The following is a 17751-nucleotide window of genomic DNA, read 5'->3' as shown; positions in this document are numbered from 1 at the left end:
GCGTTCACCGGAAGCGTTCACCGGCCGTGTGGACAGCGTCCAGGAGACGCGCGGGTACGCAGGCCGGCGGCGGCGGCGATCGGACGGTGCGGCGCGGTGCGGCGTCACGACTGTGACCGCGCGTCACGGGCGTGACCGCGCGTCAGAGCGCCTGCGGGAAGGCGAAGAGGCGCCCGGGGTCGTACTGCGCCTTCAGACGGGCGAGCCGGTCGGCCGCCGAGCCGTAGTAGGCCTGGCGCCAGTCGGTCAGCGTCGGGTCCGTGTAGTTCTGGTACGCCGCTCCGGACGCGTACCGACGCATCACCGCATGGGTATTTTTCAGCCAGTCCTGTGAGGCGTTGCCCGCTGTGCCGGGGCGCCAGGAACCGATGTACTGGGCGAGTACGCGCGAGCGGCGGTGGACGAAGGCCGTCGCCTCCGGAGAGACCCGGTTGATCGCCCCGCCGAGTGCGGTGAGCGCGATGGAGCCACTGCCTCCGCCCTGGCTCACCGGGATCCGGGTGAATGCCTCGGCCCGGTCGAGCAGGGCCTGCACGCCCGCCGGGGACAGGGAGCGGTCGTAGAAGTCGGAAGCGGCGGCGTACGTCTCGCGCTGGAGGGCGCCCTGCGGGGTGCGGCCGGGCGTCGTGCCCGGCAGATGGCACTGGGCGTCGGTGATGCCCGAGCAGCCCGCGTACACGAGCATCGACTCCTGGTAGCTGCGGCGGCGCAGCGATACAGAGGAGGCCGGGGCGCCGATCCGGTCGGCGAGGCGGTCGACGGCGTTCTGCAGGTCGCCGTAGGTGCCGAGACTGAACGCGGCCACCGAGATGGTCGGGTTGCGGCCGCCGGGGCCCGCGTCGAGGTGCGCGGAGGACCAGATCTCGTCCGGCTGCGACGGCCCCCATTCCTGCCACGCCGTGACGACGGAGCGGGCACGCCACCAGGGCCAGGACATGTACGCGGTGACGGTCTGCGGAGCGGGGCGGGTGCGGAACGTCAGGGCGGTGACCACGCCGAAGTTGCCGTTGCCGGCGCCGCGCAGCGCCCAGAAGAGGTCCGGATGGTGCTTGGCGTCCACGGTGAGGGTCTTGCCGTCGGCCGTGACGACGGTCGCCGCGGTGAGACTGTCGCAGGTCAGGCCGTACGCGCGGGAGGCGACGCCGTGACCGCCGCCGAGGGTGAGGCCGGAGATGCCGACCGTGGGGCAGGAGCCGCCGGGGATCGTCAGGCCGTTGCGGGCCAGGCCCTGGTAGACGTCGATGAGCTTGGCACCCGCGCCGATCGTGCCGTTCCCCTCGACGCGGGACAGCGACGAGACGTCGAGCACGAGCCGCCCGTCGCCGCTGGACCAGCCGGCGTAGGAGTGGCCGCCGCTGCGGATGGACACGGGGGTGGCGGTGCGCCGGGCGAAGGCCAGGCACTCGCCTATGTCCGCCTCGTGGCTGACATAGGCGACGGCGGCGGGTTTCTGACCGTCGAAGCGGGTGTTGTAGAGCTGACGGGCGGTCGGGTAGGCCGCGTCCTGGGGGCGTATGAGGGTGCCGTCGAGGCTTCTGGCCAGGGCGGACCAGTCCGCCGGGCCGGACGGGGCGGGCTTGGACGGGGCCGGTGAGGCGGGGGTGGCACCTGTTGTGCCCGATGCGTTTCCGCCGGGGCCGGAGCCGGAACTTGCTCCGGAGTCGGTACCCGAGCCGGACGGGTCGCTGCAGGCGGTCGCCGTGGTGCCGGTGAGGGCTGCCGCGGCCCCCGCGAGGAGCAGGGTGCGCCGGTCGGGCAGGGGCAGCGGGTTCATCGGACCTCCGGATCGGGCGCTCATGGGCCGTTCGGTGGGGGACGCCGGGAGAAAGGGGGGGGGATCGGCGCAGGAGGAGGAAGAGGAGGAGGAAGAGGAAGGGGGACCGGCGCGGGAGGGGGAGAGGACAGAGAGGAAGGGGGAAGGGGGAAGGGTCAGGGTGCGGCGCGGTGTTCCGCGGCGTCCGTGCGGGCCCGGTCCCGGGAGCGGCGGGCCGGCCCGGACCAGCCGCAACTGCAGCGGGCGGTGCAGAACGAGCCGCGTTCCACGGTCGTGGGATCGTGCCCGGCGGACGCGCGGGCAGGGGGAGTCTGCGGTACCTCTTCGGTGTGTTGGACGTACACCTGTCCACGGTACTGGGCACGGCCACCCGGCGGTGTGGCGTAAGGGAGCGGCGTGACGGGGGACACGGGCCGTCGTTATGCGGAGCGGAGGGGGGCTCGGACAAGCGGTACGTCGTTGGGGGTTGGCAGGCGATGGTGGTGCGGCAGCACAGGTCCGGAGGCGGGGCGCGCGCTGTCTGCGCCCTTGCCGTGGTGGGCGTGATGGCGGCGACCGCCGGATGCTCGGGCGGCGGTGGCGGCGGTGACCGTGCCATGGCCGATGAACGGGGCAGTGCCGATTCCCTCTACGTGGTCCGCCGCGCGGCCGCGGTGCTTGCGGGTACGGGCCCGAGGACGGTGAGGGGGACGGGCACGATGACGGTGACGGGGGCCGGGGACCGGACCGTCGCCGGAAGCGCCGAGGTGCGCACGTCGATGGAGACCGCGGCGGGCGGGACGCGGGTGACGATCAGGGGCCGGGGGACGTACGACTTCCGGCACCGGACGGGCCGGCTCACGGTCGTGCTGCCCGCAGACGCCGCCGGGGCGGACGAGCACCGTCCCCTCACCGAGCTGCTCGCCCCCGGCGCGCTCTACATGATGAACCGCGGCGCCGGAGTGCCCGAGGACAAGTGGGTCAGGGTCGACACGACGACCCTGGATGACGGCAATCTGGTCACCGGCGGCGTGACCGATCCGATGACCGCCGCCGAATTGCTGTGCGGGGCGCGGCAGGTGACGTACCTGGGACGGACCGAGCTCGCCGGGGTGGCTGTCCGGCACTACCGGGGTGTCGTGGACATCGGCCGGGCGGCGCGCGAGGCGTCGCCGGAATCGCGCGGTGCACTGACCGCCGCGGCAGAAGGGTTCCGTGCGCACGCGGTGCCGTTCGACGCGTATCTCGACGAACAGGGGCGGCTGCGCAAGGTGCGCCACCGCTTCACCTTCGCCGACAAGGGGCCGGCGGTGGAGGTGGTGTCGACGACGCTGCTCTACGGATTCGGTGTGCCGGTCTCCGTACGGCTGCCGGACGACCGCGACATCTACACCGGGAAGATCCAGCAGAGATAGCCGGACAGCAGGCAGCAGGCAGCAGGCAGCAAGTAGCGGGCAGTGGACAGCAGACAGTGGACCGCGATCGGCGACCGGCAGAGGATGTCGGCCGTGGACGTCGGCCGAGGCAATCGGCGGAGGCGGCCGGGCGGTGGACGGACGGGGCGGGGCGTAGGCAGGGCGGCGGGCGCGAAATGGTCCGTCCGTGCCATGCGCGGCGTGTGGTCCGCTCCCTACGCTAGGAAGTCGGCGGCGGCAGTGAGAGGTGAGTGACATGGTGATGCTCGGCACGCGGACCGTATCCGACCATGTGGCCCTCGCCGAGATCGAGCTCTGCGGCGAGCTGATGATCGCCGCTTCGGCCGCGATCGGGGAACGGCTCAGCGCGGACCGTATCGACGAGGTGCTGAACGTCCGGGTGATCGCGGAACGGACCGCCGTCCCCCGGCAGGCCGACCACCGGGGGTGAGGACGGAGCCCCGCATCAGGTGCGGAGCAGGCGGGCGATGGCCTTCGTGGCCTCCTCGACCTTGGCGTCGATCTCCTCGCCGCCCTTGACCGCGGCGTCGGCCACGCAGTGCCGCAGGTGCTCCTCCAGAAGCTGGAGGGCGAAGGACTGGAGCGCCTTCGTGGACGCCGAGACCTGGGTGAGTATGTCGATGCAGTAGACGTCCTCGTCGACCATGCGCTGCAGACCGCGGATCTGGCCCTCGATCCGGCGCAGCCGTTTGAGGTGCTCGGCCTTCTGGTGGTGATAGCCGTGTATACCCCGGTCGTGGTCGGTGACGACCGGTTCCGTCGCCGGGGTGGCGGCGGTGGAACCGGCGGCCTCGGTGGTGGTCATTACTGCCTCCCGTTTTCCCATTACCCTGCCGTTTATATACCCCTGGTGGGTATATCCTAACGAATTCTGCTGAAACGTGACCGGGGGCCCGTGCCGATCGCCGTGCCCGATGCGCGACACTGAAGAACGCCGGTTAGCCGTGGCCGGATGATGCACCTAGCATCAGCCTGACCGAATCCAAAGCACCCCGAGGACCCCACGTGCGCTTTCGTCTGACCCCCAGGGAGACGAGCTTCTATGACATGTTCTCCGCATCCGCGGACAACATCGTCACGGGCTCGAAACTCCTGATGGAACTGCTCGGGGCGGATTCTGCCTCCCGAGTCGAGATCGCGGAGCGCATGCGGGCAGCGGAGCACGCGGGGGACGATGCCACCCACGCGATCTTCCACCAGCTGAACTCCTCTTTCATTACGCCTTTCGACCGCGAGGACATTTACAACCTCGCTTCGTCGCTCGACGACATCATGGACTTCATGGAGGAGGCCGTCGACCTGGTCGTGCTGTACCAGGTCGAGGAACTCCCCAAGGGCGTCGCTCAGCAGATCGAGGTGCTGGCCCGGGCGGCCGAGCTGACCGCCGAGGCGATGCCGGGTCTGCGCACGATGGACAATCTCACCGAGTACTGGATCGAGGTCAACCGCCTGGAGAACCAGGCCGACCAGATCCACCGCAAACTGCTCGCCCACCTCTTCAACGGCAAGTACGACGCCATGGAGGTGCTGAAGCTCAAGCAGATCGTGGACGTGCTGGAAGAGGCGGCCGACGCGTTCGAGCATGTCGCCAACACGGTGGAGACCATCGCGGTCAAGGAGTCCTGAACCACGTGGACACCTTTGCGCTGATCGTGACCATCGGTGTCGCGCTCGGCTTCACGTATACGAACGGTTTCCACGACTCGGCGAACGCCATCGCCACGTCCGTCTCCACCCGTGCGCTCACACCGCGCGCGGCGCTGGCGATGGCCGCGGTGATGAACCTGGCCGGTGCGTTCCTCGGCAGCGGTGTCGCCAAGACCGTGAGCGAGGGCCTGATCGCGACCCCCGAGGGGCACAAGGGGATGGGGATCCTCTTCGCCGCGCTCGTCGGCGCGATCATCTGGAACCTTGTCACCTGGTACTTCGGGCTGCCCTCCTCGTCCTCGCACGCGCTGTTCGGCGGCATGGTCGGGGCGGCGCTCGCCGGCGGGACGATGGTGCACTGGGACGGGGTGCTCGACAAGGTCGTCATCCCGATGTTCCTGTCGCCGGTCATCGGCCTCGTCGTCGGCTACCTCGTGATGGTCGCGATCATGTGGATGTTCCGGAAGGCCAATCCGCACAAGGCCAAGCGCGGCTTCCGGATCGCCCAGACGGTCTCGGCCGCAGGCATGGCGCTCGGCCACGGTCTGCAGGACGCGCAGAAGACGATGGGTGTCGTGGTGATGGCCCTGGTCATCGCCGATGTCGAGAGCCCGAGCGACCCGATTCCGGTCTGGGTGAAGCTGGTCTGCGCGCTGATGCTCTCGCTGGGTACGTACGCGGGCGGCTGGCGCATCATGCGGACGCTCGGCCGGAAGATCATCGAGCTGGACCCGCCGCAGGGGTTCGCCGCCGAGACGACGGGTGCGTCGATCATGTTCGGCTCGGCGTTCCTGTTTCACGCGCCGATCTCCACGACGCATGTGATCACCTCGGCGATCATGGGTGTGGGCGCCACGAAGCGGGTGAACGCGGTGCGGTGGGGCGTTGCCAAGAACATCATCCTGGGGTGGTTCATCACGATGCCGGCCGCGGCGCTGGTCGCTGCCGCGAGTTACGGGCTGGTGGCGCTGCTCTTCGGGTGACCCGGACCGGTGGCGCTGCTCGTCGGGTGACCGGGCGGGCGGTGCGTACGGAAATGGGGCCGCCCCCACTCCCTCTTGCGGGGAGTGGGGGCGGCCCCTTCGCCTTGCGGTGGCACCGCCATGCAGCACCTCAAGGCCATCCTTGGGGTTATCCGAAACGGCCCGAGATGTAGTCCTCGGTCGCCTGGACGGACGGGTTGGAGAAGATGCGCTCCGTCTCGTCGATCTCCACGAGCTTGCCGGGCTTGCCGACCGCCGCGAGGTTGAAGAACGCCGTGCGGTCCGAGACGCGGGCCGCCTGCTGCATGTTGTGCGTCACGATGACGATCGTGAAGCGCTCCTTCAGCTCGCCGATCAGGTCCTCGATGGCCAGGGTGGAGATCGGGTCCAGGGCGGAGCACGGCTCGTCCATCAGCAGCACGTCCGGCTCGACCGCGATCGCGCGGGCTATGCACAGGCGCTGCTGCTGGCCGCCGGAGAGACCGGAGCCGGGCTTGTTCAGCCGGTCCTTGACCTCGTTCCAGAGGTTGGCGCCGCGCAGGGACTTCTCGACGATGTCCGGCAGCTGGTTCTTCTTGTACGAGCCGTTCAGCTTGAGGCCCGCCGCGACGTTGTCGAAGATCGACATGGTCGGGAACGGGTTCGGGCGCTGGAAGACCATGCCGACCGTGCGGCGCACGGTGACCGGGTCGACGTTCGCCCCGTACAGGTTCTCGTCGTCCAGCAGCACCTTGCCCTCGACGCGGCCACCGGGGGTGACCTCGTGCATGCGGTTCAGGGTGCGCAGGAAGGTGGACTTGCCGCAGCCGGACGGGCCGATGAAGGCGGTCACGGAGCGGGGCTCCACGGTCATCGAGATGTCCTCGATGGCGAGGTGGGAGCCGTAGTAGGCGGACAGGCCGCTGACGTCGATGCGCTTGGCCATCTGAATCACTGCTTCTTTCGTGCCGCGGTCAGCGGCCGGTCTTCGGGGCCTTCCAGCGGGCGATGCCGCGGGCCACCAGGTTGAGGATCATGACGAAGGCGATCAGGACCAACGCGGCGGCCCAGGCACGGTCGTACGACTGATCGGTGCCGACCTTGTACTGCTCGTAGATGTAGAACGGGAGCGAGGACTGTGCGCCTTGGAACGGGTTGGTGTTGATCAGCTGGCTGCCGAAGACCAGCAGCATGATCGGCGCGGTCTCACCGGCGATCCGGGCGATCGCGAGCATCACACCGGTGGTGATGCCGCCGATCGCGGTCGGGAGGACCACCTTCAGGATGGTGCGCCACTTCGGGACGCCGAGGGCGAGCGATGCCTCGCGGAGCTCGTTCGGGACGAGCTTGAGCATCTCCTCGGTGGACCGGACCACGACCGGGATCATCAGGATCGTGAGTGCCAGCGCACCCATCAGACCGGACGGGGCGGTCTTCGTCATCAGCATGATCGAGAGGATGAAGAGACCGGCGACGATGGACGGGATGCCCGTCATGACGTCGACGAAGAAGGTCACGGTCTTCGCCAGGGCGCCCTTGCCGTACTCCACCAGGTAGACGGCGGTCAGCATGCCGATGGGGGCGGAGATCAGGGTGGCGATGCCGACCTGCTCCAGCGTTCCGATCAGTGCGTGATAGACGCCGCCGGTCGGCTCGGTGCCGAGCACGCCGGCCATCGAGTGGGTCAGGAAGTACCCGTCCAGGCGCTCCGCGCCCCGGCTGATCGTCGTCCACAGGAGTGAGGCGAGCGGCACGACGGCCAGCAGGAAGCACACCCAGACGATGCTGGTGGCGAGCCGGTCCTTCGCCTGGCGGCGGTTCTCGACGACCGAGGTCGTGATGTACGAGATGACGACGAAGAGGAGGGCGGAGAACAGCCCCCACTGGGTGCGGCTCTGCCAGCCCGCCGCCGCGCCGGTGCCCACGCCCAGCACGATCGCGACGGCCGCGAAGGCGAAGGGGGCCCAGCGGGGGAGTGCCCGGCTGCTCAGGCTGGTCGGGCGTGCGGGCGCCTCCGGGGCGGGGCGCTCCTGGATGCCGGTGTTCGCTGCCTGGCTCATGCGTTGGCCCCCGAGTATTCCTTGCGGCGGGCGATGATCAGCCGGGCCGCGCCGTTGACCAGCAGGGTGAGGACGAAGAGCACGAGGCCGGAGGCGATCAGGGCGTCGCGCCCGAGCTCGTTGGCCTCGCCGAACTTCGCGGCGATGTTCTGGGCGAAGGTGCCGCCGCCCGGGTTGAGCAGATGCCCGGAGATGAGGAAGCTCGGCGACAGGACCGTGGCGACGGCCATCGTCTCGCCGAGGGCGCGGCCCAGGCCCAGCATCGAGGCGGAGATCACGCCGGAGCGGCCGAAGGGCAGCACCGAGAGGCGGATGACCTCCCAGCGGGTGGCGCCCAGGGCGAGGGCGGCTTCCTCGTTCATCCTCGGGACCTGGAGGAAGACTTCGCGGCTGACGCTGGTCACGATCGGCAGGATCATGATCGCGAGCAGGATGCCGACGGTGAAGAGCGAGCGGGCGACGCCGACCTCGGTCTTCTCGAAGAGGTACGTCCAGCCGAAGAACTGGTCGAGCCAGAGGTTCGTGCCCTCCAGGTACGGGACCAGGACGAGGGCGCCCCAGATGCCGTACACGATGCTCGGCACTGCGGCGAGGAGGTCGACGACGTACGCGAGGGGTGCGGCCAGCTTGCGCGGCGCGTAGTGCGAGATGAACAGGGCGATACCGACGGCGACCGGGACGGCGATGGCCATCGCGATGACCGCGCTGACGACCGTGCCGAAGAGGAGGACCGCGATGCCGAAGACCGGCGGGTCGCCGGCCGGGTTCCAGTCGAAGGTGGTGAAGAAGTTGCCTTCGTCCTTGGACACGGCGAGCGAGGCGCGGTAGGTCAGGAACGCGGCGATCGACGCCATGATCACGAGCAGCAGGATGCCCGAGCCCCTGGAGAGGCCCAGGAAGACCTTGTCGCCCACGCGCCCGGACTTGGTCCCGGCGCGCTTGCGCGCCACCGGCGGTGCCGGCGGCGTTTCTATCGGTGTGGTGGAAGCCATGGTCTTTCCGGTCTGTGTGGGGGAGCGGCGCGGCTCCCCTGGCGGCGGTGCACCGGATGGGTGGTTCGCGGGCCGGTCCGGAGGGGTGCACCGGACCGGCCTGCTGGGTGTGGCTGGGTGAAGCTGGTGTGGCTGATGAAGCTGATGAAGCTGGTGTGGCTGGATGAAGCTGATGAAGCTGGTGTTGCAGGTGTTGCCTGTGCGTTCCGTTCTCGGTTACGAGAGGGAGCCGATGGTCTCGCGGACCTTCGCGTTGATCTCGGTCGGGATCGGGGCGTAGCCGGCGTCGGTGAGGAGCTTCTGGCCCTCGTCACTGGCGGTGTAGTTCAGGAAGGACTTGACCGTGGGCAGGGTCTCGGCCTTGTTGCCCTTGTCGCAGACGACCTCGTACGTCACCAGGACGATCGGGTACGCGCCCTCGGCCTTGGTCGCGTAGTCGAGCTCCAGCGCCAGGTCCTTGCCGGTGCCCTTGACCTTGGCGGCGGCGATGGCCTTGGAGGCGTTCTCCGGGGTCGCCTTGACCGGGGCGGAGCCGCCGGTGTTGATGTCGATGGTGGAGATCGACTGCGAGGTGGCGTAGCTGAGCTCGAAGTAGCCGATCGCGCCGTCGACCTGCTTCACCTGAGCGGCGACATCGGAGGAGCTGGACGCGGCCTGGCCACCGGGGGCCAGCCACTTCTTCTCGGCCTCGTACTTCCAGTCGGCCGGGGCGACGGCGCCCAGGTACCTGCCGAGGTTCTGGGTGGTGCCGGAGTCGTCGGAGCGGTGGAAGGCCTGGATGGCCTTGTCCGGGAGCTTCGCGCCGCTGTTGAGCTTGGCGATCGCCGGGTCGTTCCACTTCTTGATCTTGCCGTCGAAGATCTTGGCGAGGGTGGGGGCGTCCAGCGTGAGGCTGTCGACGCCTTCCAGGTGGTAGCCGATGGCGATCGGGCCGCCGACCATCGGGAGGTTGATGCCCTGGCCGCCCTTGCAGACCTTCTTCGAGTCGGCGACCTCTTCGGGCTTCAGCGCCGAGTCGGAGCCGGCGAAGCCGACCGTGCCCTGGTTGAAGGCGATGATGCCGTCACCGGAGGAGGACGACTTGTAGTTGACCTCGGCGCCCGAGCAGCCTGCCATGTAGTTCTTGACCCAGAGGTCCATGGCGTTCTTCTGCGCGCTGGAGCCGGAGGCGAGCAGCTGGCCCTTGGCGTCGTCGCACTTGATGTTCGACGCGGCGCTCGTCTTGCCGCCGTTGCCGCCGGTCGTGCCACCGCTGTTGTCGTCCGAACCGCACGCCGTGAGGACCAGGGCGCCGGAGACGGCGAGGGCACCGAGCGCGGTGGCACGAAGCCGGTTCTTGCGCTGAAGCTTCACTTTTCGGGTGTTCCTTCCAGGAGCCGCCGAGGTCTCTTCGTTCTACGACGGCGTGCGATGGGGTGGGTGCTCCGGCGTTGCGCCGTGCACCGTGCACTGCCGAAGTTAGGCAGAACAGGTGAAGCGGCCTACGGGAGAGAGTGAACGGAAGGTGAACCGTGCAGGACGGTGCGGTTCCGGCCCTCGCTCAGGCGCTCGGCAGGGCGGCGAGCAAGGCGTCCAGCAGGTCCCGGTCGCGGTCCTGGGTGAGCCGGGTACGGGCCGCTGCCGGGGAGAGCCAGCTCACCCGGTCGACCTCGGTGCCGGGCACGAAGGAGCCGCCGGTCGCCTCGGCCGCCCAGTAGGCGACCTCCTTGGGGCGGCCGTTCGCGAGATAGCGGACCGTGGGGAGCGCGGAGCCCGGCGCGCAGCGGTGGCCGGTCTCCTCCAGGACCTCGCGCCGGGCGGCGTCCAGCGCCGGCTCGCCGCGCTTCAGCTTGCCCTTGGGATGCGACCAGTCGTCGTAACGGGGTCTGTGGACCAGGCATATCTCCAGCTCGCCGGAGCGTTCCGAACGGCGCCACAGCACACACCCCGCGGCGAGCACCGGGCCGTTCTTCACGGTGCGCCTGCCGCCGCGGGCGCCCACCGCCCCGCTCATGGCGCGATCACGGCTGCGGCGGTGAACGGCCAGTTCGCCCGGAACACGCTGCGGGCCGCCTCCACCTCATGGCGCTGGTCGGCGTGGAGCACCCCCAGGGCGTACGCGGTCGCGGGCGCGATCCGGGGGGTACGGGCCGCCGACGCCGCCGCGGCGGCCGCCTCCGAAGCGTCCCGGTGCAGATCGAGCGCGTGGCCCGGCGCGGCCAGGACCGGGTCGGGGGCGCCCCGTACCACCTCGTGGGCGTACCGGTGCAGCCGCAGCAGCAGCCGGGTCCGGTGCCAGGGCGCGTCCTGCGCCTCGTTGTACGGCTCGACCGCCTTGTCCGAGGGGAGCGCGGCCACCGCGCCGAGCAGCTGCTGCTCGGCGCGGTCGGCGGGCCCGTGCAGCATCTCCTCGGCGGGGGCCCCGGCCGACGCGGCGAGCGGGACGTCGGAGGCGAGCAGCGCGATCGCGTCGGCCACCGCGTGGAAGCGGGAGGAGCCGAGCGCCTGGAGCGCCGCGGAGTGGGCGCGGGTCCGGGCGAGGGTCAGCTGCCGTTCGAGCAGCGCCCCGGCGCGGGCCGCGCCGACGCCGAGGGCGGCGCGTTCCTTGTCGCCGGCGGAGTCGGTGCCGGATCCCGTACGGGCGGCGGGCAGCGAGGTGCCGGACAGGGCGTGCAGCGCTTCGAGGAGCCGGGTCAGCCGAGTCGCGTAGGCGTGCTCCCGGGCCAGGGTGCCCGAGAGCCAGGCCAGTTCGGTGCGGAGCTGCTCGGCCCAGGCCGCGTCCAGCGCCGCCCGGAAGGTGTGCAGCGTGCCGCCGATCCGGCGGGACGAGCGGCGCAGCGCGGCTGCGGCCTCGTCGGCGGCGTGGCTTCCGGCGTCCGTGGGGGCGCTGTTCTCGTGGTGCAGGCGCAGGCTGCGCAGGAATTCGGCGGCCTGTTCCTGCAGGTAGGGCGCGAGCACCGCCCCTGCCGTAAGGTCCGCCTGCGTCGTCTGGTGGTCATGGCGTCGCACGCCGGCGCCTCCGGGCGTCAATGAGCATTTCCTGTACGTGCCGCAGCGGTTGGCCGTCCGCGTCCGTGGCGTGCCGGGTCCAGTTCCCGTCGGGACCCAGGTGCCAGGAGGAGGTGGTGTCGGCCATGCCGGTCTCCAGGAGACGGCTGAGCGCGGCGCGATGGGCGGGGTCGGTGACCCGGACCAGTGCTTCGATCCGGCGGTCGAGGTTGCGGTGCATCATGTCGGCGCTGCCGAACCATACTTCGGGTTCGCCGCCGTTGCCGAACGAGAAGACCCGGGAGTGTTCGAGGAAGCGGCCCAGTATCGAGCGGACCCGGATGTTCTCGGAGAGGCCGGGGACGCCGGGGCGGATCGCGCAGATGCCGCGTACCCAGATGTCCACCGGTACGCCCGCCATCGCGGCCCGGTAGCAGGCGTCGACGATCGCCTCGTCGACCATGGAGTTGACCTTGATGCGGACGTAGGCGGTCCGCCCGGCCCGCTGGTGCGTGATCTCCTTGTTGATCCGGGCGATCAGCCCGTCGCGCAGGGACTTCGGCGCGACCAGGAGGCGGCGGTAGGTCTCGCGGCGGGAGTAGCCGGAGAGCCGGTTGAAGAGGTCGGAGAGGTCCGCGCCGACCTGCGGGTCGGCGGTCAGCAGGCCGAGGTCCTCGTACAGCCGGGCCGTCTTGGGGTGGTAGTTGCCGGTGCCGACGTGCGAGTAGCGGCGCAGCGTGTCGCCCTCCTGGCGCACGACGAGCGAGAGCTTGCAGTGGGTCTTGAGGCCGACGAGCCCGTAGACGACATGGCAGCCGGACTCCTCCAGCTTGCGCGCCCATTTGATGTTGGCCTGCTCGTCGAAGCGGGCCTTGATCTCGACGAGTACGAGGACCTGCTTGCCGGACTCGGCGGCGTCTATGAGGGCGTCCACTATCGGTGAGTCGCCCGAGGTCCGGTACAGGGTCTGCTTGATGGCCAGGACGTCGGGGTCGCTCGCGGCCTGTTCCAGGAACGCCTGGACGGAGGTGGAGAACGAGTCGTACGGGTGGTGCAGGAGCACGTCGCGTTCGCGCAGGGCGGCGAAGATGTCGGGCGCGGAGGCGGATTCGACCTCGGCGAGCTCGCGGTGGGTGCCCGCGATGAACTTGGTGAACTTCAGCTCGGGCCGGTCCAGGGACGCGATGCCGAAGAGCCCGGTGAGGTCGAGGGGGCCGGGCAGCGGGTAGACCTCGGCGTCGGACACCTTCAGCTCGCGGACCAGCAGGTCCAGTACGTACGGGTCGATGGACTCCTCGACCTCCAGGCGGACCGGCGGGCCGAAGCGGCGCCGCATGAGTTCCTTCTCCAGGGCCTTGAGGAGGTTCTCGGCGTCGTCCTCCTCGACCTCCAGGTCCTCGTTCCTGGTGACCCGGAACATGTGGTGGGCGAGGACCTCCATGCCCGGGAAGAGCTCTTCGAGGTGGGCGGCGATGACGTCCTCTATGGGCACGTACCGCTGCGGCGACGCCTCCAGGAAGCGGGTCAGCAGCGGCGGCACCTTGACCCGGGCGAAGTGGCGGTGGCCGCTGACCGGGTTGCGCACGACGACGGCGAGGTTGAGCGAGAGGCCCGAGATGTACGGGAAGGGGTGCGCCGGGTCGACGGCGAGGGGGGTCAGCACGGGGAAGACCCGCTGCCGGAAGAAGGTGAACAGGCGGGCCTGCTCCTTCTCGGTCAGCTCGGGCCAGCGGATCAGCTGGATGCCCTCGTCGGACAGGGCGGGGGCGACGTCCTGCTGGTAGCAGGCGGCGTGCCGGGCCATGAGTTCGCGCGAGCGGGTCCAGATCAGGTCGAGGACCTCGCGGGGCTGGAGTCCGGAGGCGGAGCGGGTGGCGACGCCGGTGGCGATACGGCGCTTCAGTCCGGCCACCCGGACCATGAAGAACTCGTCCAGGTTGGAGGCGAAGATGGCGAGGAAATTAGCCCGTTCGAGGAGGGGGGTCGCGGGGTCCTCGGCCAGTTCCAGCACCCGTTCGTTGAATGCGAGCCAACTGCGTTCCCGGTCCAGGAAACGGCCGCGCGGCAGCTCGTCGCCGTCGACGTCGGGTTCGTACGCGTCGACGTCGGCGTCGATGTCGGGATCGAGGTCGGCCCGGGTCGACAGCGCGGCGCCGTTGGGCGACGCGGCGGCGACGGCGCGCGGCCGGTGCGCGGCGAGCGAGCCGACCGACGGCTGGACAGGTGCCTGGACCGGGACCTCGGAGCTGGGCTGCTGGCTCATGAACCCATTCTTCCGCGCCGGGGGGCCCGAGGGCGCGCCGGAGAGCGCGGAGATCGCGGGGAACACGCGGTCCGTGTGGTTCGTGGGGTTCGCACGGTCGCCACCGGGAATTCTCCCGTCGCGGGGGGTCGGCACAGCTGGCTGCATCCTGAAAGGGTCGCAAGCCCTTCTGAATGGCCGGTAACGGCGACATGACGTGCAGGAAGCGGTGTGCGGGTGCGCGGATGCGTCGTACGCACCGTTCCGGGCCCCGTGGAGGGGCCCGGAACGGAGGAACGGGCAGCGGGGTTTCAGCCGTGGCGGCGGCGCAGCACCCGGAAGGCGACGGCGACGGCGAGCGCGGCCAGGGCGAGCAGGATCCCGGTCTCGACGAGCTGGAGCGGCCAGAAGTGCGAGGCGGGGTGGTAGTCGCGGAAGCGGAGGTCGATGTTCTTCTCGTTCAGGCACTGCTTGAAGTCGGAGGCCCAGTCCAGGCACGCGTTGTCGGGCAGCCGCCGGCCGGAGTGGGTCAGCCAGCCCGTCCTGACGCCGACCGCCCCGTCGGGGAACCGGTAGCCGCTCCCCTGCTTGAACGTGTCCGTCAGGGTCGGCCACAGATGGTCGCGCACGGAGTTGACGGCCGCCACCAGTGCGCCGTACCCGATCACCGTCACGATCATCGCGGTCACGGTCCGGCGCAGCACCAGGCCGGCGAGGCCGCCGAGGGCCAGCATGCACAGGGCGTAGCCGACGGGGACGGTGCCCATCGAGCCGTACACGGTGCGCTCGTACCACTCCTGCCCCTGGTGCGTCCGGTCGGCCCGGTCCCGGGCCCAGGCGCAGGCGGCCGACAGCACGGAGACGGAGGCCAGCGTCACGACGGCGGGCACGGCGAGTTTGGCGGCGAGCCAGCGGGCGGGTGCCACGGACTGGGACAGCGCCAGCCGGTACGTGCCGTTCTCCATCTCGCGGCCGATCACCGGGCCCGCCACGAAGATCCCGACGAACGCGGGCAGGACCATCATCAGCAGGCCGGACCAGTCGAGGACGTCTCGCATCCACTGCCGGCGGTCGAGGAACTCGCGCACCGTGTCGCCGCAGCCGGGCGTGGTGTGCTGCACCGAGCAGCCCGTCGCGGCGAAGGTGTCCATGACGTGGTCGGTCCACAGCCAGGCGCCGGCCAGCACGACGACCACCAGGACGGGGAGCGCGGCCAGGAGCTGAAGGGGCCGCCGGTGCTGGGCCAGGACGACGCGGGCCGGGCCGCGCAGGGCGATCGCGCTCATACGGCCGCCACCGCCTCAAGGCTGCGGACCTCCGCGCTCGGCGTCAGCAGAGCGGGCGCCCCGGGGGAACGCAGATGGGCCAGGAGCAGTTCTTCCAGTGAAGGCTCCGCGGCCTCCCAGACGGTGGTGTCCACCGGGCCCTCCCTGCGTACCAGCGTGGTCTGCAGGCGCCCCGCCGTGCGGGACTCGACGACGGTGTGCGGTGCGGTGTCCCGTACGGGACCGGTGAGCCGGGCGTGCGCGGCGAGCAGGTCGTCCGTCTCGCCGCCCAGGCGGACCCGGCCGCCGTCGACGAGCAGGAGGTAGTCGCAGGCGCCCTCCAGCTCGGTGAGGATGTGCGAGGACATCACGATGGTCGTGGAGTGCTCGGCGGCCTCGGCCATCAGCGCGCCCATCAGCTGGTGGCGGGCGAGGGGGTCGAGATCGGCCATCGGTTCGTCCAGCAGGAGCAGTTCGGGCCGCTTGCCGAGGGCGAGGGCCAGCGCGAGCCGGGTGCGCTGACCGCCGGAGAGGGTGCGGACCGCGGCGTCGCGCGGGAGCTCCCCGGCGATGCGTTCGGCGGTGTCCCGGTCCCAGGTGCCGGGGTTGAGTTCGGCGCCCGCCCAGAGGGTCCCGGCGACCGTCAACTGCGGGTACAGCGCCTTGTCCTGGGCCACGAAGGCGATCCGGGCCCGTGCCTCCCCGGGCGTCGTGCCCAGGACCCGTACCGTCCCCTTCACCGGCCGCAGGAAGCCCGCCGCGAGGGCGAGCAGGGTGGACTTGCCCGCACCGTTGGGGCCGACGAGGGCGCACACGCGCCCGGCGGGCAGCCGGAACGAGCAGTCGCGCAGCGCCCAGCCCCCGCCTCTGTTCCGGTACTTCATGCCGAGGCCGAAGGCCTCGATCGCAGCGCCTGTCATCCGGCCTGATCCCCCTCGAAGGTCTTGTCCAGTACGGCGGTGAAGAGCGCGCTCACATCGTCCTTCTCCAGCCCTGCCGCGCGGGCCCGGCGGGCCCAGTCGGCGAGCTCGGCGCGCAGCGGCGCGTCGTCGACGGCCGCCGCGCCGCCGAGGGTCCGTGTGACGAAGGTGCCGAGCCCGCGCCGGGCCTCGACGAGACCCTCGCGTTCCAGTTCGCGGTAGGCCTTGAGCACGGTGTTCGGGTTGATGGCGGTGGCCTCGACGACCTCGCGCGCGGTGGGCAGCCGGTCGCCGGGCTCCAGCAGGCCGAGGCGGAGGGCCTGTTTGGTCTGCTGGACGATCTGGAGGTACGTGGCGACGCCGCTGCGCCGGTCGATGCGGTACTCGACCGCTGCGGTCCCTGCCATGCTCACCCCCCTTTCACTAATTAAGTAGTGAAAGGGTGACGCAGGAAAGGGGCGGCGTCAAGCGGCACCGCCCCTGTGCGGGTGGCGTCGAGGAACACCGCCCCTGTGCGGGTGGCGTCGGCCGACACCGCCCCTGTTGCGCGTCGTGGCTGCTCAGGTCTCCGTGCGGTACATCAGGTCCACCTCGTGCGTCGTGAAGCCCATCCGCTCGTAGACGGCCAGGGCCGCCTTGTTGTCGGCGTCGACGTAGAGCATGGCCGTCGGCAGCCCCTCGGCGGCCAGGTGGCGCAGCCCGATCGCGGTGAGTGCCTTGCCGAGCCCGCCGCCCTGCGCGTCGGGCCGGATGCCGACGACGTACACCTCGCCGAGGTGTTCCTCGGCGTGCACCTTCGTCCAGTGGAAGCCGATCAGCTCCCCGTCGCGCTCGGCGAGGAAGAACCCCTTCGGGTCGAACCAGGGCTCCGCCTTGCGGTCGTCCAGGTCGCGCTGGGTCAGCGAGCCCTGTTCGGGGTGGTGGGCGAAGGCGGCGCGGTTCACGGCGAGCCAGGCGGCGTCGTCCTCACCGGGCAGGAAGGTGCGGACGGTGACGCCGGGCGGCAGTACCGGCTCGGCGATGTCCGGCGGGCTCAACGGGCGGCGCAGCTGGCGCAGTTCACGGAAGAGGGAGAGGCCGAGGACCTGCGAGAGGTGCCGCGCCGCGGACTTCCCGCCGTGCGCCCACACCCGCAGCCGCTTCCCGGTCAGGGCGAGCAGCGCCGCCCCCAGCGCCCGGCCGTGCCCCTGCCCGCGGTACGCCGGGTGCACGACCAGTTCGGCGGCCGGTGCCTCGACCGGGTCGGTGTCCTCCAGTTGTGCGTACCCCACCAGGACGGACCCGCTGGTGAGCAGCAGATGCCGCACTCCTTCGCGCCGCCCGCCCCGCAACTGCAGCCGTCCCTGCTCGGACACGGCCTGCCGGCCGTCGGACCGGGCCGCCTCGGCGAGCAGGTCGGACACGGCTCCGGCCTGCTCGGGGGAGAGCGCGTCGAGCGTCTGGATCTCACGTCCGGGGGCGGGGAGAGGTACGTCAGTCGTCATGTGTACGAGCGTACGGGGGGCGA

At 70.6% G+C, this 17751-nt stretch carries 18 protein-coding genes; 4 read left to right on the top strand and 14 right to left on the bottom strand.

Annotation, left to right across the window (positions count from 1 at the left end; genetic code table 11):
• Positions 1–142: 142 nt before the first annotated feature.
• Together ACFVT1_RS03590 and ACFVT1_RS03585 are read right to left on the bottom strand one after the other, a co-directional pair.
• Positions 143–1774, bottom strand: coding sequence for an FAD-binding oxidoreductase (locus ACFVT1_RS03590; RefSeq protein ID WP_389792135.1), 1632 nt, complete (start codon positions 1772–1774; stop codon positions 143–145).
• A gap of 155 nt (positions 1775–1929) precedes the next feature.
• Complete coding sequence (locus ACFVT1_RS03585; protein ID WP_389792133.1) at positions 1930–2118, bottom strand: hypothetical protein; 189 nt, start codon at positions 2116–2118, stop codon at positions 1930–1932.
• 132 nt (positions 2119–2250) lie between these two features.
• Here ACFVT1_RS03585 and ACFVT1_RS03580 point away from each other — a divergent pair, with 132 nt between their 5' ends.
• Entirely contained in the window at positions 2251–3168 is a 918-nt protein-coding gene (locus tag ACFVT1_RS03580; protein ID WP_389792132.1) for a hypothetical protein, read from the top strand.
• Positions 3169–3424: 256 nt separating this feature from the next.
• A complete protein-coding gene (locus ACFVT1_RS03575; protein WP_362206381.1) occupies positions 3425–3619 on the top strand; it encodes a hypothetical protein in 195 nt (64 codons plus the stop codon).
• A gap of 15 nt (positions 3620–3634) precedes the next feature.
• Here ACFVT1_RS03575 and ACFVT1_RS03570 read toward each other — a convergent pair whose 3' ends face one another.
• On the bottom strand, positions 3635–3994 hold the full coding sequence (locus ACFVT1_RS03570) for a metal-sensitive transcriptional regulator (protein WP_362206382.1): 360 nt from the start codon (positions 3992–3994) through the stop codon (positions 3635–3637).
• A 200-nt stretch (positions 3995–4194) separates the two neighbouring features.
• On the opposite strand from ACFVT1_RS03570, the gene ACFVT1_RS03565 reads away from it, so the two are divergent.
• A complete protein-coding gene (locus ACFVT1_RS03565) occupies positions 4195–4815 on the top strand; it encodes a DUF47 domain-containing protein (protein WP_114245730.1) in 621 nt (206 codons plus the stop codon).
• Positions 4816–4820: 5 nt separating this feature from the next.
• Positions 4821–5819, top strand: a complete 999-nt coding sequence (locus ACFVT1_RS03560; RefSeq protein WP_362206383.1) for an inorganic phosphate transporter — start codon at positions 4821–4823, stop codon at positions 5817–5819.
• 148 nt (positions 5820–5967) lie between these two features.
• Here the strand turns inward: ACFVT1_RS03560 and pstB are convergent, their stop codons facing one another.
• From pstB to mshD, 11 genes are all read right to left on the bottom strand, one after another.
• Positions 5968–6744 carry a phosphate ABC transporter ATP-binding protein PstB gene (gene pstB / locus ACFVT1_RS03555; RefSeq protein WP_362206384.1) on the bottom strand — a complete coding sequence of 259 codons (777 nt, stop codon included), beginning with the start codon at positions 6742–6744 and terminating at the stop codon, positions 5968–5970.
• A 28-nt stretch (positions 6745–6772) separates the two neighbouring features.
• On the bottom strand, positions 6773–7858 hold the full coding sequence (pstA, locus tag ACFVT1_RS03550; protein WP_389792128.1) for a phosphate ABC transporter permease PstA: 1086 nt from the start codon (positions 7856–7858) through the stop codon (positions 6773–6775).
• Positions 7855–8850 carry a phosphate ABC transporter permease subunit PstC gene (pstC, locus tag ACFVT1_RS03545; RefSeq protein WP_389792126.1) on the bottom strand — a complete coding sequence of 332 codons (996 nt, stop codon included), beginning with the start codon at positions 8848–8850 and terminating at the stop codon, positions 7855–7857. Before pstC ends, pstA begins: the two co-directional genes overlap by 4 nt.
• A gap of 216 nt (positions 8851–9066) precedes the next feature.
• Positions 9067–10203 (bottom strand): phosphate ABC transporter substrate-binding protein PstS, encoded by a 1137-nt coding sequence (gene pstS, locus ACFVT1_RS03540; RefSeq protein WP_389792124.1) that lies wholly within the window; start codon positions 10201–10203, stop codon positions 9067–9069.
• A 187-nt stretch (positions 10204–10390) separates the two neighbouring features.
• Complete coding sequence (locus ACFVT1_RS03535; RefSeq protein WP_389792122.1) at positions 10391–10843, bottom strand: NUDIX hydrolase; 453 nt, start codon at positions 10841–10843, stop codon at positions 10391–10393.
• A complete protein-coding gene (locus ACFVT1_RS03530) occupies positions 10840–11838 on the bottom strand; it encodes a CHAD domain-containing protein (protein ID WP_389792120.1) in 999 nt (332 codons plus the stop codon). The genes ACFVT1_RS03535 and ACFVT1_RS03530 overlap by 4 nt, the downstream gene beginning before the upstream one ends.
• The gene (locus ACFVT1_RS03525) at positions 11825–14080 is read right to left on the bottom strand and encodes an RNA degradosome polyphosphate kinase (RefSeq protein ID WP_389792117.1); all 2256 of its coding nucleotides are present in this window, start codon (positions 14078–14080) and stop codon (positions 11825–11827) included. The genes ACFVT1_RS03530 and ACFVT1_RS03525 overlap by 14 nt, the downstream gene beginning before the upstream one ends.
• A gap of 290 nt (positions 14081–14370) precedes the next feature.
• Complete coding sequence (locus ACFVT1_RS03520; protein ID WP_389792115.1) at positions 14371–15345, bottom strand: ABC transporter permease subunit; 975 nt, start codon at positions 15343–15345, stop codon at positions 14371–14373.
• Entirely contained in the window at positions 15342–16244 is a 903-nt protein-coding gene (locus ACFVT1_RS03515; protein WP_389792113.1) for an ABC transporter ATP-binding protein, read from the bottom strand. Before ACFVT1_RS03515 ends, ACFVT1_RS03520 begins: the two co-directional genes overlap by 4 nt.
• Positions 16241–16651 (bottom strand): GntR family transcriptional regulator, encoded by a 411-nt coding sequence (locus ACFVT1_RS03510; protein ID WP_389792111.1) that lies wholly within the window; start codon positions 16649–16651, stop codon positions 16241–16243. Before ACFVT1_RS03510 ends, ACFVT1_RS03515 begins: the two co-directional genes overlap by 4 nt.
• 153 nt (positions 16652–16804) lie before the next feature.
• Positions 16805–17728, bottom strand: a complete 924-nt coding sequence (gene mshD / locus ACFVT1_RS03505) for a mycothiol synthase (RefSeq protein WP_389792108.1) — start codon at positions 17726–17728, stop codon at positions 16805–16807.
• Positions 17729–17751: the final 23 nt, after the last annotated feature.

This window comes from Streptomyces sp. NPDC057963, assembly GCF_042887155.1.
Lineage (GTDB): Bacteria > Actinomycetota > Actinomycetes > Streptomycetales > Streptomycetaceae > Streptomyces.
The sequence above is the reverse complement of the archived record's forward strand: the minus strand, read 5'-3'. Positions and strand labels throughout refer to the sequence as shown.